This is a genomic window from Labrenzia sp. OB1 (assembly GCF_001624695.1).
GTDB lineage: Bacteria > Pseudomonadota > Alphaproteobacteria > Rhizobiales > Stappiaceae > Roseibium.
Genome location: NZ_JSEP01000015.1, coordinates 54909 through 72649, shown reverse-complemented (window position 1 = coordinate 72649; position 17741 = coordinate 54909). Strand labels below are relative to the sequence as shown.

General features: G+C 60.4%; 21 protein-coding genes. 7 read left to right on the top strand and 14 right to left on the bottom strand.

Annotated elements, in window-relative coordinates:
* Positions 1-25: 25 nt before the first annotated feature.
* Positions 26-919 carry a LysR family transcriptional regulator gene (locus OA90_RS18810; RefSeq protein WP_068415646.1) on the bottom strand — a complete coding sequence of 298 codons (894 nt, stop codon included), beginning with the start codon at positions 917-919 and terminating at the stop codon, positions 26-28.
* 104 nt (positions 920-1023) lie between these two features.
* On the opposite strand from OA90_RS18810, the gene OA90_RS18805 reads away from it, so the two are divergent.
* Both OA90_RS18805 and OA90_RS18800 read left to right on the top strand, forming a co-directional pair.
* Positions 1024-1314 (top strand): putative quinol monooxygenase, encoded by a 291-nt coding sequence (locus OA90_RS18805; protein WP_068415643.1) that lies wholly within the window; start codon positions 1024-1026, stop codon positions 1312-1314.
* A gap of 67 nt (positions 1315-1381) precedes the next feature.
* Complete coding sequence (locus OA90_RS18800; RefSeq protein WP_068415640.1) at positions 1382-2395, top strand: zinc-binding alcohol dehydrogenase family protein; 1014 nt, start codon at positions 1382-1384, stop codon at positions 2393-2395.
* Positions 2396-2558: 163 nt separating this feature from the next.
* Here the strand turns inward: OA90_RS18800 and OA90_RS18795 are convergent, their stop codons facing one another.
* The gene (locus OA90_RS18795; protein ID WP_199823766.1) at positions 2559-2996 is read right to left on the bottom strand and encodes a nuclear transport factor 2 family protein; all 438 of its coding nucleotides are present in this window, start codon (positions 2994-2996) and stop codon (positions 2559-2561) included.
* Positions 2997-3131: 135 nt separating this feature from the next.
* Between OA90_RS18795 and OA90_RS18790 the strand changes: the two genes are divergently transcribed.
* Positions 3132-3449 carry a helix-turn-helix domain-containing protein gene (locus tag OA90_RS18790; RefSeq protein WP_068415638.1) on the top strand — a complete coding sequence of 106 codons (318 nt, stop codon included), beginning with the start codon at positions 3132-3134 and terminating at the stop codon, positions 3447-3449.
* A 124-nt stretch (positions 3450-3573) separates the two neighbouring features.
* Here OA90_RS18790 and OA90_RS18785 read toward each other — a convergent pair whose 3' ends face one another.
* On the bottom strand, positions 3574-3972 hold the full coding sequence (locus tag OA90_RS18785; RefSeq protein WP_068415829.1) for a nuclear transport factor 2 family protein: 399 nt from the start codon (positions 3970-3972) through the stop codon (positions 3574-3576).
* Between the two features lie 133 nt (positions 3973-4105).
* On the opposite strand from OA90_RS18785, the gene ftrA reads away from it, so the two are divergent.
* A complete protein-coding gene (ftrA, locus tag OA90_RS18780; protein WP_244274673.1) occupies positions 4106-5068 on the top strand; it encodes a transcriptional regulator FtrA in 963 nt (320 codons plus the stop codon).
* A 144-nt stretch (positions 5069-5212) separates the two neighbouring features.
* Here the strand turns inward: ftrA and OA90_RS18775 are convergent, their stop codons facing one another.
* The 11 genes from OA90_RS18775 to OA90_RS18725 form a co-directional block, all read right to left on the bottom strand.
* Positions 5213-6490 carry an NAD(P)/FAD-dependent oxidoreductase gene (locus OA90_RS18775; protein ID WP_068415634.1) on the bottom strand — a complete coding sequence of 426 codons (1278 nt, stop codon included), beginning with the start codon at positions 6488-6490 and terminating at the stop codon, positions 5213-5215.
* Between the two features lie 50 nt (positions 6491-6540).
* Entirely contained in the window at positions 6541-7302 is a 762-nt protein-coding gene (locus OA90_RS18770) for a c-type cytochrome (protein ID WP_068415631.1), read from the bottom strand.
* A gap of 103 nt (positions 7303-7405) precedes the next feature.
* Positions 7406-8545: a c-type cytochrome gene (locus OA90_RS18765; protein ID WP_068415626.1), complete on the bottom strand. Its 1140-nt coding sequence runs from the start codon at positions 8543-8545 to the stop codon at positions 7406-7408.
* Positions 8529-9803 carry a sulfite dehydrogenase gene (gene soxC / locus OA90_RS18760; RefSeq protein WP_068415623.1) on the bottom strand — a complete coding sequence of 425 codons (1275 nt, stop codon included), beginning with the start codon at positions 9801-9803 and terminating at the stop codon, positions 8529-8531. Before soxC ends, OA90_RS18765 begins: the two co-directional genes overlap by 17 nt.
* Positions 9804-9826: 23 nt before the next feature.
* A complete protein-coding gene (gene soxB / locus OA90_RS18755) occupies positions 9827-11521 on the bottom strand; it encodes a thiosulfohydrolase SoxB (protein WP_068415620.1) in 1695 nt (564 codons plus the stop codon).
* 205 nt (positions 11522-11726) lie between these two features.
* Positions 11727-12548 (bottom strand): sulfur oxidation c-type cytochrome SoxA, encoded by an 822-nt coding sequence (gene soxA / locus OA90_RS18750; RefSeq protein ID WP_068415618.1) that lies wholly within the window; start codon positions 12546-12548, stop codon positions 11727-11729.
* A gap of 83 nt (positions 12549-12631) precedes the next feature.
* Positions 12632-12958 carry a thiosulfate oxidation carrier complex protein SoxZ gene (gene soxZ, locus OA90_RS18745; RefSeq protein ID WP_068415616.1) on the bottom strand — a complete coding sequence of 109 codons (327 nt, stop codon included), beginning with the start codon at positions 12956-12958 and terminating at the stop codon, positions 12632-12634.
* A 31-nt stretch (positions 12959-12989) separates the two neighbouring features.
* Positions 12990-13439, bottom strand: a complete 450-nt coding sequence (gene soxY, locus OA90_RS18740) for a thiosulfate oxidation carrier protein SoxY (protein WP_068415611.1) — start codon at positions 13437-13439, stop codon at positions 12990-12992.
* A 23-nt stretch (positions 13440-13462) separates the two neighbouring features.
* The gene (gene soxX / locus OA90_RS18735) at positions 13463-13942 is read right to left on the bottom strand and encodes a sulfur oxidation c-type cytochrome SoxX (protein WP_068415608.1); all 480 of its coding nucleotides are present in this window, start codon (positions 13940-13942) and stop codon (positions 13463-13465) included.
* 163 nt (positions 13943-14105) lie between these two features.
* On the bottom strand, positions 14106-14699 hold the full coding sequence (locus OA90_RS18730) for a thioredoxin family protein (protein WP_068415602.1): 594 nt from the start codon (positions 14697-14699) through the stop codon (positions 14106-14108).
* A gap of 22 nt (positions 14700-14721) precedes the next feature.
* The gene (locus OA90_RS18725) at positions 14722-15456 is read right to left on the bottom strand and encodes a cytochrome c biogenesis protein CcdA (protein ID WP_068415600.1); all 735 of its coding nucleotides are present in this window, start codon (positions 15454-15456) and stop codon (positions 14722-14724) included.
* Between the two features lie 94 nt (positions 15457-15550).
* Here OA90_RS18725 and OA90_RS18720 point away from each other — a divergent pair, with 94 nt between their 5' ends.
* The 3 genes from OA90_RS18720 (at position 15551) to OA90_RS18710 (ending at position 17731) form a co-directional block, all read left to right on the top strand.
* Positions 15551-15925 (top strand): transcriptional regulator, encoded by a 375-nt coding sequence (locus tag OA90_RS18720; protein ID WP_068415598.1) that lies wholly within the window; start codon positions 15551-15553, stop codon positions 15923-15925.
* Between the two features lie 94 nt (positions 15926-16019).
* Entirely contained in the window at positions 16020-16370 is a 351-nt protein-coding gene (locus tag OA90_RS18715; protein WP_068415595.1) for a metalloregulator ArsR/SmtB family transcription factor, read from the top strand.
* Between the two features lie 254 nt (positions 16371-16624).
* Entirely contained in the window at positions 16625-17731 is a 1107-nt protein-coding gene (locus tag OA90_RS18710) for a YeeE/YedE family protein (RefSeq protein ID WP_068415593.1), read from the top strand.
* Positions 17732-17741: the final 10 nt, after the last annotated feature.

Here is a 17741-nt window from a genome sequence, read left to right as displayed (position 1 = left end):
ACGGATCGTTCGCGGTGTTCTGGTATCAGTTCCCGATCTCGGTCATTGCGGTGCTTATTACCTCGGCCAGCGCGCGGATACGCCTCGGCTGGGCGCGCCCGGGCGGGAACATCATCTGCAGAGGATTGGCCGGAGCCGCGTATTCTTCGAGCAGGGCAACAAGTTTTCCGGATGTCAGGTCAGGTGCCACGTCGAGCTCCGATTTCAGAATGATCCCGTGGCCGTCCACGGCCCATTGCCGCACCAGCGAGCCGTCATTCACGGTCTTGTTGCCGCGCACGGTGACGGTCCGGGTCTTTTTCCCCGAGCCAAAGCGCCAGACGTTGTCCAGGGTCGTGCCGAACCGCATGACGAGGCAATTGTGCTGCGCCAGATCCTCGGGTTGTTGCGGCGTGCCACGAGCATGGATGTAGGACGGCGCCGCACAGACGATCCGGCGGAAGTGCCCCAGGTTCCGGATCCGCAGTGTGCTGTCCGTGATCGTGCCGAATCGCAAGGCAAGGTCGAACCCCTGACTGACGATATCGATGTATCCGTCTGACAGGGACAGCTCAATCGAGATGGCGGGATGCTGCTTTGTGAAGGCTGAAATCACCTTGGAGACGAAGCTGCGGCCAAGATCGACCGGCGCACTGATTCTGATCGGTCCGGACAAGGTCTCCGCACCGTAGCGGATGCGCGTGTCGAGGTCCTCCAGTTCGCCCAGAACGGCCCTGGCCCCGCTGAGCAGGGTGCGGCCTTCATCCGTCAGGCTCAGGGAGCGTGTCGTCCGGTTGAAAAAAACGACACCGTAGTGTGCCTCAAGGGCGGCAAGCCGCTCGGACACAGTCGTTGCGGACAGGCCGGCCTCCCGCCCGGCAGCGACAAGGCTGCCCTTTTCGGCGATGATCAGAAACAGGCGAATGTTGTCGATCAACATTATACGGTAATTCCGGATTATTATTTCGAGTAAAGGCTATTTATCCGGAAAAGTCTCGCCTGTATATCCCGCCAAACGAACCGGTCGCTCGAAGGAATGCGTCAATGCCGAACCTCACCATCGTCGCCAACATTCATGCCAGGCCTGACCAGGTTGAACTGGTGAAAGCCGAGCTTCTCAAGCTGATCCCGATCACCCGCGCCGAGAAGGGCTGCATCAACTACGACCTGCATCAGGACAACGAAGATCCGGCGCATTTCATGTTTTACGAAAACTGGGAAAGCCGTGAACTCTGGCAGGAGCACATGACCGCACCGCACCTGGCGGCATATATGGCCGCCACAGAGGGGGCTGTTGCCGACTTCACTCTCAACGAAATGACGCAGATCTGCTGACAACAGGCAAGTTTGCCTTGCTGCCGGAGAAACGGCCGGGGTTGACAACATAAAAAGGATAAAATCAATGAAAGCCGTAGGTTACACCGCGCCTGGGCCCATCGCCCGCGAAGATTCCTTGCTGGATCTGGAGATGGACAGGCCCGCCGCCGGCGGCCATGATATTCTCGTCAGGATCTCGGCCGTTTCCGTGAACCCCGTTGATACCAAGATCCGCGCCAGCCGCGCGGCGGAGGGGGACGCGCCGGTGATCCTTGGCTGGGATGCTGTCGGTGAGGTTGCCGAAATCGGCGATGCGGTGAGCCGGTTCAAGGTGGGTGACACGGTCTGGTATGCCGGTGCGATCAACCGCCCCGGCACAAACGCCGAGTTCCATCTCGTGGACGAGCGTATCGTCGGTCACGCGCCGAAATCCATTCCGGCGACTTCCGCCGCCGCGCTGCCGCTGACGACGCTGACCGCGCAGGAAATGATCATTGACCGCCTGCGCGTTTCCGACCCGGTGCCCGGCGCGGCCAATGCCATCGTCATTATCGGTGGTGCGGGTGGAGTTGGGTCCATCGCGATCCAGCTCCTGCGCGCGCAGACCGATCTGACCGTCATAGCGACCGCCTCCCGTCCCGAGACGCAGGAGTGGGTGAAGGAGCTTGGCGCGCATCACGTCATAGACCATTCCAGGCCGCTGCCGGAACAGATCGCGGCTCTGGGAATCGGCGCGCCGGCCTTCGTGTTCTCGACCAACCATTCGGACAGCTACGTGCCGCAGATCGCCGAGTTCATCGCGCCGCAGGGGCGCTTTGGCCTGATCGACGACCCGAAGTCCTTCGACATCATGCCGTTCAAGGGCAAGGCCGTTTCCATTCACTGGGAACTGATGTTCACCCGGTCATTGTTCACGACGGCGGACATCGCCCGTCAGGGCGGAATTCTGGATGAAGTGACCGGTCTGATCGATACGGGAACGATCCGTTCGACCGCCACCGAGACCTACGGCAGCATCAACGCTGAAAACCTCAAACGCGCTCATGCATTGCTTGAAAGCGGCAAGGCCAGGGGCAAGATCGTCCTTGAAGGATTTTAGCGCCTGTCGCGTTTAAGCGGATTCATGAGGGGGAGTGATTTCCTGAATTCAACTCAGCGGGACACGCTCTGAAGGGAATGTCCCGCGGCCGCCGGTGACGACCGCGGGAGGGACCGGGCGCTGTAAAACTCGGTGATGATGCCCTTGTGCCGCCCCGAACGGGTTATTGCATCGGTGTGAACATCGGTTCGCCGGATGCGGTTTCGAGGACTTCTTCCTGCAGAACATCCCAGTGCTCGGCGATCAGGCCATTTTCAACGCGGAAAATGTCGACACCGACCAGTGTCTTGGGGCCAAACCCGGTAATGCGCGCATGGACCGCGACCAGGTCACCGTCGCCAATGATCATGCCCGGTTCATACTTGAAATTGGCAGGCGCATGACTGAACAGCTCCTTGATTACTGCACGGCCCGACTGAATGCGCGGGTTATGCTGGATGTAGTCCTCCGCAAAATACGTATCGATGGCATCTGTGTCGCCGTTTACGAAAATCTCGGTCACGGCTTTAGACACCACGTCCTTGGCCGTTTCCGCGAAGGCCGCAGCGGGCGCTGCGCCAACAGCGAGGCAGAGAAGGGCGGCTTTGACGGTATGCTTCATGTTGATCTCCATAATTCCATTGATTGGGCCTCTAATAACGGCTAACTAACAAAAGGAAAGTACGTACAAATTAGTTAGTATGGAGAAACCGCCATAAACAGCGAAAAAAATATTGCACCGGATGTGCTGGATAAAATGTGTCCATCCCGCATCGTGCTCAATCACGTTACAAGCCGCTGGGGTGTTCTTGTGCTGATTGCCCTTCAGCAACAGACCCTGAGGTTCAGCGAGCTGCGCCGTATTATCGGGGACGTCAGCGAAAAGATGTTGTCTCAAACGCTGAAGACGCTGGAGAACGACGGCTTTGTTCATCGCGAGTCGCTCAATGTGGTCCCCCCGCACGTCGAATACCGCCTCACACCACACGGTCAGGGCGTCGCGGTGCACGTCAAGGCATTGGCGTCCTGGGTCGAGGACAACATCATGGACTTGCCGAGATCAGGGAACTCATAGTGCTGAAACAGTCGGCTGCTGCAATCCTCCGCCGGTTCTCGGCGTGGGACTTCCGGATGGGCTGCCTGCCGCATCTTTCCTGCGGATGTATCCTTGCATCCTGATGCAGAAATCCAATAAGGCCTCACGCGGTGCTTTGGCTGGCCGCGTCTTCAATGACGCTTTCCAGATGCCAGATCTTCGAGACGATCTGCCAGCCGTCCTCGCCCTTCACAAAACCGAGATGGTCGACAAAGACGTTTTGATGGGCGCGAATACGGATTTTGACCGTCGCGCTGACGGGGGACAGATAGTCGATCAGCAAAACCTCTGCCTCTTTCGCCTGCTCCTTGCTGGCGGGTGACACGCGGCTGCCGACATCGCGGCTGAAACTGTCAATCGGTTCAACGAATACCGTGCCGTTGTCCGCATCAAACAGGCTCGACCGGGGATGGAACACAGCATTCAGTTTTTCAGTGTCGCAGTCATGGATCGCGTCGAAATAGGTTTCGATGGCGTCGAAAAGTTCGGTTGGTCTTGTCACGATCACGTCTCCCTTTGTGGTGATGGCTTATGCTTGCCACCATTGGAAAAATCGCGATACTGGCGGAATGGACAACCTGCAGTCAGATTCTGCCAATGCGACGAATTTTGCCATCCCTCCAGGCAAGTCCCCCTTGGTCTGCGCAATTGCTTACGACGGTCTGTGCACATTCGAATTCGGCATAGCGGTCGAGCTTTTCGCCCTGCCGCGCCCCGAGTTTGATCAATGGTATCGTTTTGCCACCGTAAAGGCGGAGCCCGGACCCATTCGTGCCTTGGGCGGCATCACGCTGGATGCGGAAGACAATCTTGACCTGCTGCAGGAGGCGAGCCTGATCATCGTCCCCGGCTGGCGCGGCGCGGATATACCCGTGCCCGGCACGCTTTGTGCGGCTCTGCGCGCCGCCCATGACCGGGGAGCACGCATCGCCTCGATCTGTTCGGGCGTGTTTGTTCTGGCCGCAGCAGGGTTGCTGGATGGCAAAGCCGCGACAACCCATTGGCGCTATACGCAAAAGCTTGCGGAGCGATATCCTGCGGTAACCGTCGATCCCGATGTTCTCTTCGTCGAAAGCGGCGGGGTCTTCACCTCCGCAGGTTCGGCAGCCGGGCTGGACTTGGGATTGCACATAATCCGTCAGGACTTTGGAGCGCAGGTGGCTGCCAGCGTTGCCCGGCGGCTGGTCTTGCCCGCGCAGCGAGACGGCGGCCAACGCCAATTTGTGCCGCGTCCGGAGCCAAGGGCCCGCGTCGGCTCCGGACTGGCGGCCTTGCAGGACCGGATCAGGGCGTCGATTGACGAAAATTGGCCGGTCGAGCGCATGGCCAGCTCCGCAGGAACCAGCACGCGCACCCTGGCGCGCCGTTTTCACGAGGAAGCCGGCACCACTCCGTTGAGCTGGCTCAAGGTCGAGCGGGTGTCCCGCGCGGCGGAGTTGCTTGAGACCGGTCACGTACCGTTGGCGGATGTCTGGGAGGCATGCGGGTTCGGGTCCGCGGAAACTTTTCGCCGGGAGTTTCGAAAAGCCATGGGGGTCCCGCCAGTCCGATATCGGGAAAGGCTTGGCGCGATATCCGGTGCATCGGCTGACGACTGATCTCGCGAGGAACGCGGATACCGTACCCATGTTTGATCGCAAGCACCGAAGCGGACCGTCCTGCAAGTCGAGGCATCTTTAAAGCTGGCCCGGAAACAGCGAATGCTGCGGCCGGAAACCACGACCGCAGCAGACTTACGTCTCTTATGCCCCGAAAATATCGGTGGTGATGCCCTTGTACCAGCCGACCGATTCCTCATAGGTCGCCTGCCGCAGGGCGTCGTCTTCTCCTGTCTGGCTGATGAAGCTGCTGGTTGAGGCGATCTTGTCGGCGGCAGGGGCGTATTGGGCGCCGACCTTCACGCCGTCATTGGTTTCGATCAGGCTCCAGCAGGTGTTCGAATATTTTGCCGGGAAGACCTTCGATCCGGTGAGTTCTCCCCGGATGGCCATGGCCGCGACCTTTGCCTGGCTGTTCGCAGAAAATCCGGATTTCGGCATGTCACCGGCAATCGACGCATCGCCGATGACGAAGATGTTCTCGTCTATTTGCGAACGCATGGAAGCGGGATCGATCGGGCAGAACCCGCTGTCGTTTGCCAGTCCGGCGCTGGCGGCGATCATGCCGGCCTTCTGGGCAGGGATGACATTCACCAGATCTCCCTTGAAGGTATCGAGATCCGTTTCCACTTCGCCGGTCTGCGGATCGACGCTGGCGATGCCGCCATGAACGTCGGGACCGTACCACTCGATCATGCCCGGGTAGTATTTTTCCCAGCCTTCGGTGAACAATCCCTGCTTGGAGAACTTCGGCTTCGGGTCGATGATCACGATCTTGCAGTCGTCATAGCCCTTTTCCTTGAACAGGTGAGCCATCATGGAAACGCGCTCGTATGGTCCCGGAGGGCAGCGGTAGGGGTTTGGCGGGGCAACCATCACCACCTGCTGGCCGTTTTCGATCGCATCCAGCCTGGATTTCAGGAGTTTCGTCTGCGGTCCGGCTTTCCAGGCATGTGGCATGATCCCGGCAGCCTCTTCGGAATAGCCGGGAACGCTGTCGTAGATCAGATCGATTCCGGGCGCCACGATCAGCCGGTCGTAAGGAACCCTTGCGCCGTCGGCCATCACGACTTCCCTGGCCTCGCGGTCGACCGTATCGGCAAATGCGTTGACAACAGTGATGCCATAGTTGGAAGCAAGCTTGTCATAGCCGTGGGTGATGGAGGCGAGACTGCGGTAACCGCCTAGATACAGGTTGGAAAAAAAGCAGGTGATGTATTGCGGGTTTGCCTCGATCAGCGTGACGTCAAGGTCTTCCCCGGCGTCCTTGGCCATGTAGCGCGCGGCTGTCGCTCCGCCCGCCCCGCCGCCGATCACGACGGCCCTGGGTTTGCCCTGCGCCCGGGCGTAATACGGCATCGCAAGTGTAGAGGCACCGGCCCCCATCATCAGTCCGAATGTCCGGCGTGAGATATTAGGCATTTTCTTCCTCCCCAGATGTGCAGCGGGCGGCGGGTCTTTCCGAAGTGTCGCTACTGTGGATCGAGTGACCCAAAGTAAGCCGCGAGTGCTGCGATTTCCTCGTTACCGAGATTTGTCGTCATGTTCTGCATGACCTGATGGCTGCGGATGTTTGTCTTGTATTCGAACAGCACCCGGATGAAGGCCTGGCTCGGCCAGCCGACGATCGACGGAATCCCGTCCGCCCGGCCGGACATTTGATGGCAGGTGACACATTCGCTGGAAAGATATTCGCCATATTCCGGATCACCCTCCAGCCCCATCGCCGCGGCGCCGATTTCCGCGCGTGTCTGTGTATCCGCCTGAGGATCGCTCGCCGGGGCTTCCTGCGACAGCGCCTTCAGATAGGCGATGACGTCCGTCCGGTCCTGGATCTTGCGCATGCCGAGATAGGACATGCGCGTTCCGGGAACATAGGCGCGCGGTTTTTCCAGATATGCGTCCAGGGTGAATGCGTTCCAGAGAAGGCCTTCTTCACCGAGCGTCTTCATTGCGCTTGAGTATTTGAAGCCTTCAAGCACGCCCGCCTGACGGCCGAACAATCCGTCCAGATGCGGGCCGACACCGTTACGGGCATTCGCTCCGACCTGATGGCAGGATTTGCAGGCCTTGAACAGGGTCTCTCCCCTGGCCGGATCACCCTTCCCGGAGGCCGCCGCGGGTAGAGGCAGCAGGGCACAGCCGGCCGCGAGCAGCGCCCACCCGCCTCGTAGCAGCGCGGCGGCTCCGAGAAAAATGCCTTGCGGCGTTTTGATGCGTTCGGATCCGGTCATGTCGGGACCTCCCGGCCCGGTCTTTTGCCCTGCGCGGAGGTGGGCCGGCCGCGCCTCCTTGCAGCCGCCCCGTCGTCAGTTCGGGGCTGTATTGCAAACGATGTCAGTCAACGCCTCCCATTCCGGCGGCATTGTCGTCGTCGACGGATCCCGGCGTCACGTCCAGAATACGCGACCGCATGGTGATCTCGACGGGACTGTCCTTGCAATTGCTCATACAGGGCTCGTTCTTGTCGGTGTAATGGGTTTCCTCCGAACGGTCATCGGCGATGAAGTTGTCTTCATTCGGAAGATGGATTTCCGCGAAGTTCTCGTTCGAGAGCTCGAAATCCTCATCCTCGACGATGTCGTTCAGATAGAGAAGATAGGCGGTGATGGCATAGATGTCGTCGTCGGACATTGAACGCGCATTGCCGTAGGGCATTGCCCGCCGCACATAATCGTAGACGGTGGAAAGATAGGGCCAGTAGGAGCCGATCGTTTTTTCCGGACGCTCTTCGGTCAAGGTATCCTGACCTCCGGCCAGAACCGGCCAGCGGCCAACGCCTTCTCCGAAGTCGCCGTGGCAGACCGCGCAATTATCCGAATAAAGCCCTTCGCCGTCGGCAACCGTTCCCGATCCCGCGGGCAGGCCTTCACCGTCCGGGCGTATATCGATGTCCCACGCGGCGACTTCATCCTCCGTCGCCACCCGGCCGAGCCCGAGGGCACCACCTTCACGCGTCGCAGAAACCGGGGCAGAAACCGGAGCAGGAGCCGGAGTCGTGGCATCGGCCGCCGCAGTCTCGACTTCGGCTTCAGGCGTTTCCGGTTCCGCCGCGCTCTGCGCGTCTTCTGCCGACGGAGCGGCGCTGGAGAAGGTTGCCAGATAGGCGATCACATTCTCCAGGTCTTCCTGCTTGCGCAGGCCGGCAAAGGCCATCTTCGTGCCCTTGATCATGGCCTTGGGCTTTTCCAGATAGGTGGTCATGGTGGCATCGTCCCACACAAGCCCTTCCTCGCCGGCCTTGATCATCGCCTTGGAATATTTGTAGCCTTCAAGGGCCCCTGCGGTGCGTCCGAACACCTCGTTCAGTTGCGGACCGACCTTGTTCTTGGCGTTTTCGCCGACTGCATGGCAGGCCGCGCATTTCTTGAAGACCTTCGCGCCCTTGTCGGGGTCGCCGGCCAGGGCCGCGCCAGTGAAAACCGGCAGGGCCGCCAGGGAAAAGCCAAGGCTGAGAGCTTTAAGAAACTTCGACATTTTCCACCGTCCCGTCTGCTTTGACATGCCAGGTCTGGATACCGTTGTTGTGATAGATCGAGTTTTCGCCGCGCGCGGCGCGCAATTCATTCTTGGTTGGCTGGAAATAGCCGTTTTCATCCATCGCGCGGGACTGGAGCAGAAGATCCGAACCGTCCCAGTCGATGTCGAGATAGAAGCGGTGCATGGCCTTGGGCAGGCTGGGGCCGTCCAGCCGGGCCGTCTTCCAGTTGCGTCCGCCATCTATGGACACATCGACACGGGTGATGCGGCCGTTGCCTGACCAGGCGACGCCGGAAATCACCAGCGGCCCCTTGCCGTGCGTGACGGGCGCCTGCGGACTCGGGTTGGTGACGACCGACTTGGCGTCCATGACCCAGGTGAAGCGGCGGGCTTTCCCGCTTTCCAGAAGATCCGTGTATTTGGACGTTTCCTCGCGCTGATGCCATGGCTCGTCGCCGACCTCGATGCGGCGCAGCCACTTGATCCACATGTTGCCTTCCCAGCCGGGCACGACGAGGCGCAAGGGATATCCCTGTTCCGGTCGCAGAGCCTCGCCGTTCATCTTGAAGGCGACCAGGCAATCGTCCAGGGCTTTTTCCATCGGGATCGACCGCGTCATGGCGGAGGCATCGGCCCCTTCCGGCATCACCCATTTGGCATTGGTCTTGATACCGGCCTCTTCCAGGATCAGCTTCAGAGGCACGCCGGTGTACATCACGCTATGGATCATGCCGTGGGTGTACTGGCAGCCGTTGAGCTGCGATCCGCGCCATTCCATGCCCGAATTGGCGGCGCATTCCAGGAAATACACCCGGTTCTCGCGCGGAAACCGCTTCAGGTCCTCCATGGTGAACACCAGAGGCGTGTCGACCAGACCATTGATCATCAGCCGATGGTCCGCCGGATTGATCTCCGCGATGCCGCCGTGGTGGCGTTCGAAGCACAATCCATTCGGCGTGATGATGCCGTCCAGCTCGTGAAGCGGCGTGAAGTTCACGGAACTCTCCGTCGATGCGGTCAGCCATTCGACGTCGCGGCGCACCACATGGCTCTCGAACTCCGAGGGCGTGCCGTAGGGACGCGACTGCACACCTTCTCCGAGATACCGGTTCCAGTCCTGAATTTCGGTTATCAGCGGATCTCCATCCGCACGCGCTGCTCCCACCGCGCCTGCCGCAACGCCGGTGGCAAGACCGGCTTTGAGAAGCGCCCGGCGGGACAGGTTCGGCGATTGAGAAACGGTCTTGTCACTCATGACTGGTCCTCTTGGTCAAGACATCAGCCGGCAAGCGTCACGGACTGGTTGTCCGGCAGCTTGACGACAGGGTTTTTGGTGATGTGGTTTTCGACGACGTCCCAGATCGGCGGACCTTCGGTGCCTTCATTGACGGAGGCCCATCCCGCGACGACGTAATCCCTGGCGGGATCGATGGCTTCGCCGGTCGCCAGAAGCGTCATGCCGGAGATGCGCTCGCCGATCTCCTTGCCGGGGTCGATCGTGTAGCCCATGCCGCCAACACGGACCATATCGCCGCCCTGCTGGTAATAGGGATCCTTGTTGAACAGGTTGTCACCGACATCTTCCAGGATGTCCTTCAGCACCTGCCCGCTCATTGCCGAGCGATAAGCCGCCGGATAGGTCATGGCACAGGCGTTGTGCAGGTCCTCGAAAGTGATGTCCTGTCCCGGAAGCAGGCTGGTGCCCCAGCGGAAGCCGGGCGACAGCGCGATTTCTGCGTCGCGTTCTTCCAGAAGCGCCTGGCAGATCAGGTCGTCGAACGTGCCGTTGAAGTTGCCGCGCCTGTAAAGAAGGCTGTCTGTCTTGCCGAGCACCCGGGACAGCTCGCCTTCATAGGGCGCGCGAACTTCGTCAATCAGCGAGGCCATGTCGGCGTCCGGCGTGATGATGTCGGAGAACACCGGAATGAGACGGTAGGCATATCCGCTGAGCTTGCCGTCCTGGATATCCAGATCCAGCCGAGAAACGAATTTGCCGTTGGAGCCCGACGCGATCACCAGCGTGTCGTTGACGATAACCGGTTCTGGCAGGGCATCGTGCGTGTGCCCGGTGAGGATGACATCGATGCCGTTGACGCGGGACGCCAGCTTGCGATCCACGTCGAAGCCGTTGTGAGAGAGCAGCACGATCAGGTCCGCGCCTTCGTCCTGCGCCTCCCCGACATGTTTGGCGATGTCCTCCTCGCGGATCCCGAAGGACCAGCCGGGGATCATCCAGCGCGGATTGGCAATCGGTGTATAGGGGAAGGCCTGGCCGATGACGGCCACCTTGGAGCCGCCCCGCTCGAACATCTTCCAGGGCTCGAAGGCCGGTTCGTCCCATTCGGCGTCGTAGATATTGGACCCCAGAAACGCGAAGGGCAGCTCATCGATCAGTTCCTGGACCCGGTCGGTGCCGTAGGTGAATTCCCAGTGGCCGGTCATAGCATCGGGAGAAAGCGAATTCATCACCGTGACCATGTCCTGGCCTTCGGTGACGTTGGAGGTGTAGCTGCCCTGCCATGTGTCGCCGCCGTCCAGCAGCAGAACGTTGTCATCCCCACGTTCTGCGCGGATACGCTTGATCACCGACGCCACCCGGTCCATGCCGCCCATCTTGCCGTAGCCTTGGGCCAGGGCGACGTAATCCTCGCTGGTCAGGGCATAGGCATCGGGCGATCCGGGCTCGATGCTGTAGAGTTTCAGGAAATCCGCGCCGGTCACATGCGGCGGTTTTCCGGCCACGTCTCCGATACCGAGATTGATTGAAGGCTCGCGGAAATAGATAGGCTTGAGCTGGGCATGAATGTCGGTGATGTGAACCAGGGTCAGTTTACCCTTGGGTTCCATCTGCAGAAGCAGATCCTCGGAAAGCGCCTGTTGCGCCATCAGCCGGGACCAGGATCCCGCCATCCCTGACCCAAGCAGCGCGCTCGTCGCCGTTGCCGCCATCAGGAATTCGCGTCTTGAGAACATTCCTTGCCTCCAAAATCGCGGACCAGTTCATGGCTGGCCGCATGCATGACTTCTCCGTTGGCGCGCGGGAATCCGCGCACCATGGATCTTCGGATGAATTGTGCTTTCCAGCCGTCCTGCGCAAACGCGGGAAAACCGATCACTCAATGCCGGCAGGACCCTCCGGTACGGCGGCAGCCGCTGCGCCGGAGGGTTGGGAGGACGCCTACTGGCGCACAGCCGGCGTTTCGACCCCGAGACCTGAACCGCGCCAGGTCACATAGACCTCAAGCGCCATGAGATCGTCCGAAAAGGCTGCCGGAAATGCGGCCCGTGTGTCCCGGATGCAGCCACGAAAACGGTTGTGCAGCGAGACCATGGCGCTTTGCTTCAGCCGGTAGGTCGGGAAGCCGTTGACGTTGCCCTGGCTGAGGTGATCGGCACGGATGTAGTTGCCGTTGTAGTCTTCGTGGCAGGTCGCGCAGGACAGGTTCAACTGACCGGTGCGGGTGTAGTAGAGCTCTTCACCCTTGTCCCACCAGGACTTCATGTCGCCTTCGGTCAGATCGAGTTCCACCGGCATGCCGATCGACTGATGCTTGATGAAGGTCGTCAGGGCTTTCTGGTCGGCCGCATCGAACTTGTAGGGCTTGGCCTGCATGTTCTCCTCGCGGCACTGGTTGATCTGAAGCTCGATGTTGAAAGGTTTGCCCGCGCCGGCATTCCATTTTGGATAGTTGGCACCGATGCCCTTCAGGAATTCCGCGCCGTCCTCGTGGCAGGAGGCGCAGGACTTGCCGGCATCACCTTCCACGGTGTTCCAGATTTCCTCGCCGCGTTCCACGTAGAGCATGCCCGGGTTCTGGAAGCTGTCGGCTTCAAGGTCCCGTGTTTCCTCGGTGCGGTAGTGCCAGCCGGAAATCACTTCATCGAGCGGGTGGCCTTCCGGCGGGGCCACGCGGGTCATGATTTCCATCTCCCCGTCGATGACAAGCTTGTCATCCGACGGTCCGCCGGCAATCGCCGCGCTGTGCGCACCCAGCACCAACGCGACGCCTGCTGCTAAAGAAAGTCTATAGGATCTGGCCAAATCGTCTCCTCCCGATTGTCCCGGCCTTCAAACGTCACGGTCTATTCGACCGTGATCTTCTTCTCTGTCTCGTAGACGCTGCCGTCATCATCCACCCAGGTGAATTTGAAGGTGCCGCTGTTCTCGACCTTTGCGTTGAATTCCATGTAGGGGTTCGCCGAGACGGCCGGGTCCATGTCGCATTCGAAGACGAGCTGGCCGTCGAATTCGCATTTGAACGTGTTGATGATCTGCCGCGGGACGAGGTTGCCCTGCTTGTCCTTGCGCTGTCCGGATTCCATCGGATGACTGATGAGAGTCTTGATGGTGATGACTTCGCCCTTGGATGCCTTCTTCGGCACTTTCACGCGGGGTTTCGGATTTGCCATGATGTGTTCCTCTGTGTCCTGATCTGCTCGCTCAGCCGCCGCAGCCGCCGATGGTGACCTTGACTTCCTTGCGGTCGATGAAGGTGGAACCATCATTCATCTTGGCCACGGCAATCACGTTCTGGGTCTTGGCCAGCCGGATTCGCGTCTTGGCTTCCGCAGCACCACTCATCGCGGTGAAGTGGAAGGTCGCGACCGCCGGGCTGGGGTTGCCTTCCGCCAGGATCAGAACCGATTCCACGTAGTTGTCGGCCGTCATCGGGCTTTCCACCGAAACGCCGACCGGCACGGTGTTGCCGTTCTCGGCAATTTCCGGCGTATCGAGGGTTACGGTCCCCGTCGCCGGCTCTGCACCGCCGGTAAAGGCCTTGATGGCGGCTTCGGTATCATCTGTCGCCGCGAATGAAATCCGCGGGGCAACGGCCACGAAGGCGGCAGCACCTGCCGTCAGGCCGAAGACTTGGCGTCGAGTAAAAGTCATCTCTTGCTCCCTGAGTCTCGAGATCAGTTGTCCTTGAGTGTCATGAGATAGGCGACGACGTCCTCTACCTCCTGAGCGGTCAGAATGGTCTGGCCGGCGTTTTCCTCGGCAACATTCACGCCGACTTTCAGCGTGTAGAAGCCGGGCATAATTGTCTGTTCGCCGAAAACGTCCTTGCTGTTCACGACGATGGCGCGCAGCTGTTCTTCGCTCCAGCGGTCGGCGACGCCGTCAAGCTCCGGTCCGACCTCTCCGTGAAAGAGCTGTTCCTCAAGGTCCGCATTGGCATGGCAGGCCAGGCAATTGCCTTTCTTGCGGTCGGCGAATGCCTCGCGCCCGGCAGCCGGGTTGCCCTTGTTGTCGGTGAGTGTCTGCGTCAGCTCCATGTCCTCGATGGGAACGCTGTCCGGAGCCACGGTTCCGGCGGTCGCCACCGATGCGGCCATGACGGTCAGACCGGCCAGTAATGCCGGCAAGCTTGTAAGTCTCGCGCCTGTCCTCATGATGTCGGCTTTCCTCCTCAGTGCGAAACGGCTGCCGCCGTCTCTTGGGCAGACCCGGTAACCGGTCCGCCCGTCCTCCTCACATTAAAAGATATGATTTTTTGCATATATTATGCAATAGGCCTTTTTACTAAGCCTGATCAAGTGCCTTTTTATGTCGGCGTCACTCCGCGCCGAGGCGGCCCTGCTCGCGCAACTCATTGATTATGCGGGCGTGATACTTCTGAAAGTGCTCGTCGCCCTCATAGCCCTTCTCCCGGACCCAGAGGAACATGTTCAGGAAAGTCCACTTTCCAAACGCCCCCGGCATGGTCGCGACAGCGGCATCCTGCACGGTGCCTTCGTCCGGAGCGGTCTCCGGAAGGAAGACGATTGTGGGCGTGAACACATAGCCCCATTTGCGCGCCGCGGTCTTTTCCGTCAGTTCCTCGCCATCCAGATCGACCACTTCCTCGTCGCCGAACATATTGTACTGGACGACCATGAAATTCTCTTTGATGTAGTCGGTCACTTCCGGGTCGGAGAGGATCTTCTCGTGCATCTGGCGGCAATAGATGCAGCCTCTCTGCTCGAAGACGATCGCCAGGCGCTTGCCGTCGCCGGCAGCGGTCTCGATGTCTTCTGCGATGTCGCGGAAGGTCATCGTGAACCAGGGTTGCTTGTGCAGCCCGTCCTCGCCCATCGTCGCGGCGAGGGCCGTCGTTCCCAGTGCCGCCGTCAGCTCGATCGCCAGGACCAGATGTTTCCAGAAGCGCATGTTCCTATCCTCCCAGGTGCACTCAGCCGATTTGTGAAAAAACCGGAAAGGTTTCAAGAAGCCAGAAGGCGATGGCCGACATCTGGCCGGTAATGAACAAGAGGCCGGTCAGGACCAGAAGACCGCCCATCACCTTTTCCACTGTGCCCATGTGTTTGCGAAACCGTCCGGCGAGCCGCAGAAAGCGGCTGGCGAAGGCGGCGGCCAGTATGAACGGCAGGCCGATACCGAGGGCATAGACCGCCAGCAGCGCCGCCCCGTGCCACGTCGTGTCGGAGGAACCGGCGACAAACAGGATGGCGGCCAGCACAGGACCGACACAGGGCGTCCAGCCGAAGGCGAAGGCAAGGCCCATGACGAAAGCGCCGATCAGCCCGGCCGGTTTGCGCTCCACCTGGATCCGCGCTTCACGGAACAGCAGCCCGATCCGGAAGACGCCGAGAAAATGCAGGCCCATGACGATGATGATGCCGCCCGCCACATAGGAAAGAACGTCGTAATAGCGGGCGATCGACTGGCCGACGACGCTTGCCGTGGCGCCAAGCGCGACGAAGACTGCCGAGAACCCGAGCACGAATGCGACGGCTGCCAGAATCACCCGACGCCCGGTTTCCGCCGTCGCGGCTTCGCCTTTCAACTCGTCGACGCTCACCCCGGCCAGATAGCACAGGTAGGGCGGCACGATCGGCAGCACGCACGGTGAAATGAACGAGAGCAGCCCTGCGAGAAAGGCGGCTCCCAGCGAGACATCGAGCATTCCTGTCCTCCCGGCGAAGCTCTGAAGCTGTTTTACTTTAAAGTATTCAAAAATTCATATATATTGCAATCAAAGAAATGCAGGAGAGTTCAGAATGTCGATTGCGCTGCGGTTTGGCGCGCTTGCCCGGGCCGTTTTCATCGTCCTTGTCTGGTCGTTGCCGGCCGGCGCGGCGGAACTGATCATGCTGGAACAGCCGGGTTGCGTCTGGTGCAAGCGCTGGAACGAGGAAATCGGCGTCGCCTATCCAAAGACGGAGGAAGGCCGGCGCGCGCCCCTGCGCCGGGTCGACATCACCGACACCTGGCCGGAGGACCTGTCCGGAATCGCGCGCGAACGGCTGACACCCACTTTCGTACTCATCGAGAACGGGGTCGAGATCGACCGGTTGCGCGGTTATCCCGGTGAGCACTTTTTCTGGCCGCTGCTGGCCGGCATGCTTGAAAAGCTGCCTGAAAAGATCAATTGACAATGTTGATCGGCCCGGTGACACCGGTTCGTAATCCGGGTACTAAGAGTTTTACGCAGCGCAAGGCGTAACTGGACGGAGATTTCAGACTTTCATGAACCTACCGGTCTTCAACAAGGACATGGCTGCGGAGGATCTCGAACTGCTGATGATGCAGGCGAGAAAGGCCAGCGACCTCCTGAAAGCGCTGTCCCACGAAGTGCGGCTGGTCATTCTGTGTCTGTTGTCCGAAGGCGAAAAGTCGGTTTCCGAGCTTGAGGAAATCCTGACCATGCCGCAGGCCGCGGTCTCCCAGCAATTGGCAAGGCTGCGGCTGGAAGGGCTCGTGCAGTCCCGCCGCGACGGCCGCATGATCTATTACAGTCTTGTGGATGACGAGGTGAGCTCGATCATCGGAAGTCTCTACGATCTGTTCTGCAGAGACGCCCGCGCTGGCGGGAAATGACGCGGGATCGCAGTGCAGCAAGCGCTTTGATTGCTGCGTCAGACACTGCCTGATACCCTTCGATAAATCGGCGAAGTCGGACCGTTTTCATTCCAAAGCGGCCGGAATGTGCTGGATCAAACTGTTTTCCTGCGTGCTCGTGTATGCAGGAGAGATCAAATTCAGGCGATCGTTCGCAAGAAACGGCGTCCGCAGGCAATAACCGTAGCCTGCTCTGGGAGGATGTCCGAAAGGGCAAGGAGGGGAACAGGAACATGTTTATTCCGGACCCGGTGTTGCTGACGCCGATCCTTGGTGTTCTTGCCGGGTGCGTCCTGGGTTTCGCCGCGCGGGCGACCCACTTCTGCACCCTGTCGTCGCTCGAACGCCACTGGTACGCCGGCGACAGCAGCGGCTTGCGCACCTGGGTGCTGGCTGCCGTTTGCGCCCTAATCGGCACGCAGTTGCTCGCGGCCTTCGGTCTGGCCGACCCGGCAGCATCCTTTTACCTGTCCTCCGAATTTGCCTGGAGCGGCGCCATTGCCGGCGGCGTCCTGTTCGGGATCGGCATGGCTCTTGTCGGAACCTGCGGTTTCGGTGCGGTTCTGCGCCTCGGTGGAGGCAGCCTGAGGGCGCTCGTGGTTCTGACCGTGATCGGTCTGTCGGCGCTCGCCGCGCAGCGCGGCATTCTGGCAGTCCTGCGCGTGCCGCTGGTGGATGACCTTGCGTATTCCTTCGACTGGGCCGGAAGCCAGTCCATCGGCGATATCCTGTCGGCGCTGACCGGGCTGCGCCTGCAGGAGGCTGTCGCTGCGCTCATGGCTTTTGCCGGTCTGGCATGGATCTTCAGGTCGGCGTCCTACCGGCGCGAGTTCGGAAAGGTCGCATCGGCGGTCGTCATCGGTGCGGTGATTGCATTCGGCTGGTGGGCGACGACCTTCACCGCCGCCCATTCCTTCGACCCGATCCAGATCGAGGCAGGGTCCTTCGTGGTGCCGGTAGGCGATACCATTTTGCAGTTCATCACCTACACCGGAACCTGGCCGGACTATGGGGTCGGTCTGATTGTCGGAACGTTTCTCGGTGCGGTCTTCGCGGCCGTGTGGAAGCGGGATATCCGCTGGGAGGCCTGTGACGATGCCAGGGAACTCGGGCGCCACCTGCTGGGCGGCACGCTGATGGGTATCGGCGGTGTCATGGCCATGGGCTGCACGGTCGGGCAGGGCATAACCGGCTTTTCATCCCTGGCCATCTCCGCCCCGGTTGTCATGCTGTCGATGGCCTTTGGCGCAAGGCTGGGCCTGGCCTGGCTGTTCGAAGGCTCGGTCCTTGCCGTTTTCCGGCGCTATGGCGATGACACGCGGCGCTCGCCGGCCGAATAGCCGGCTGTCC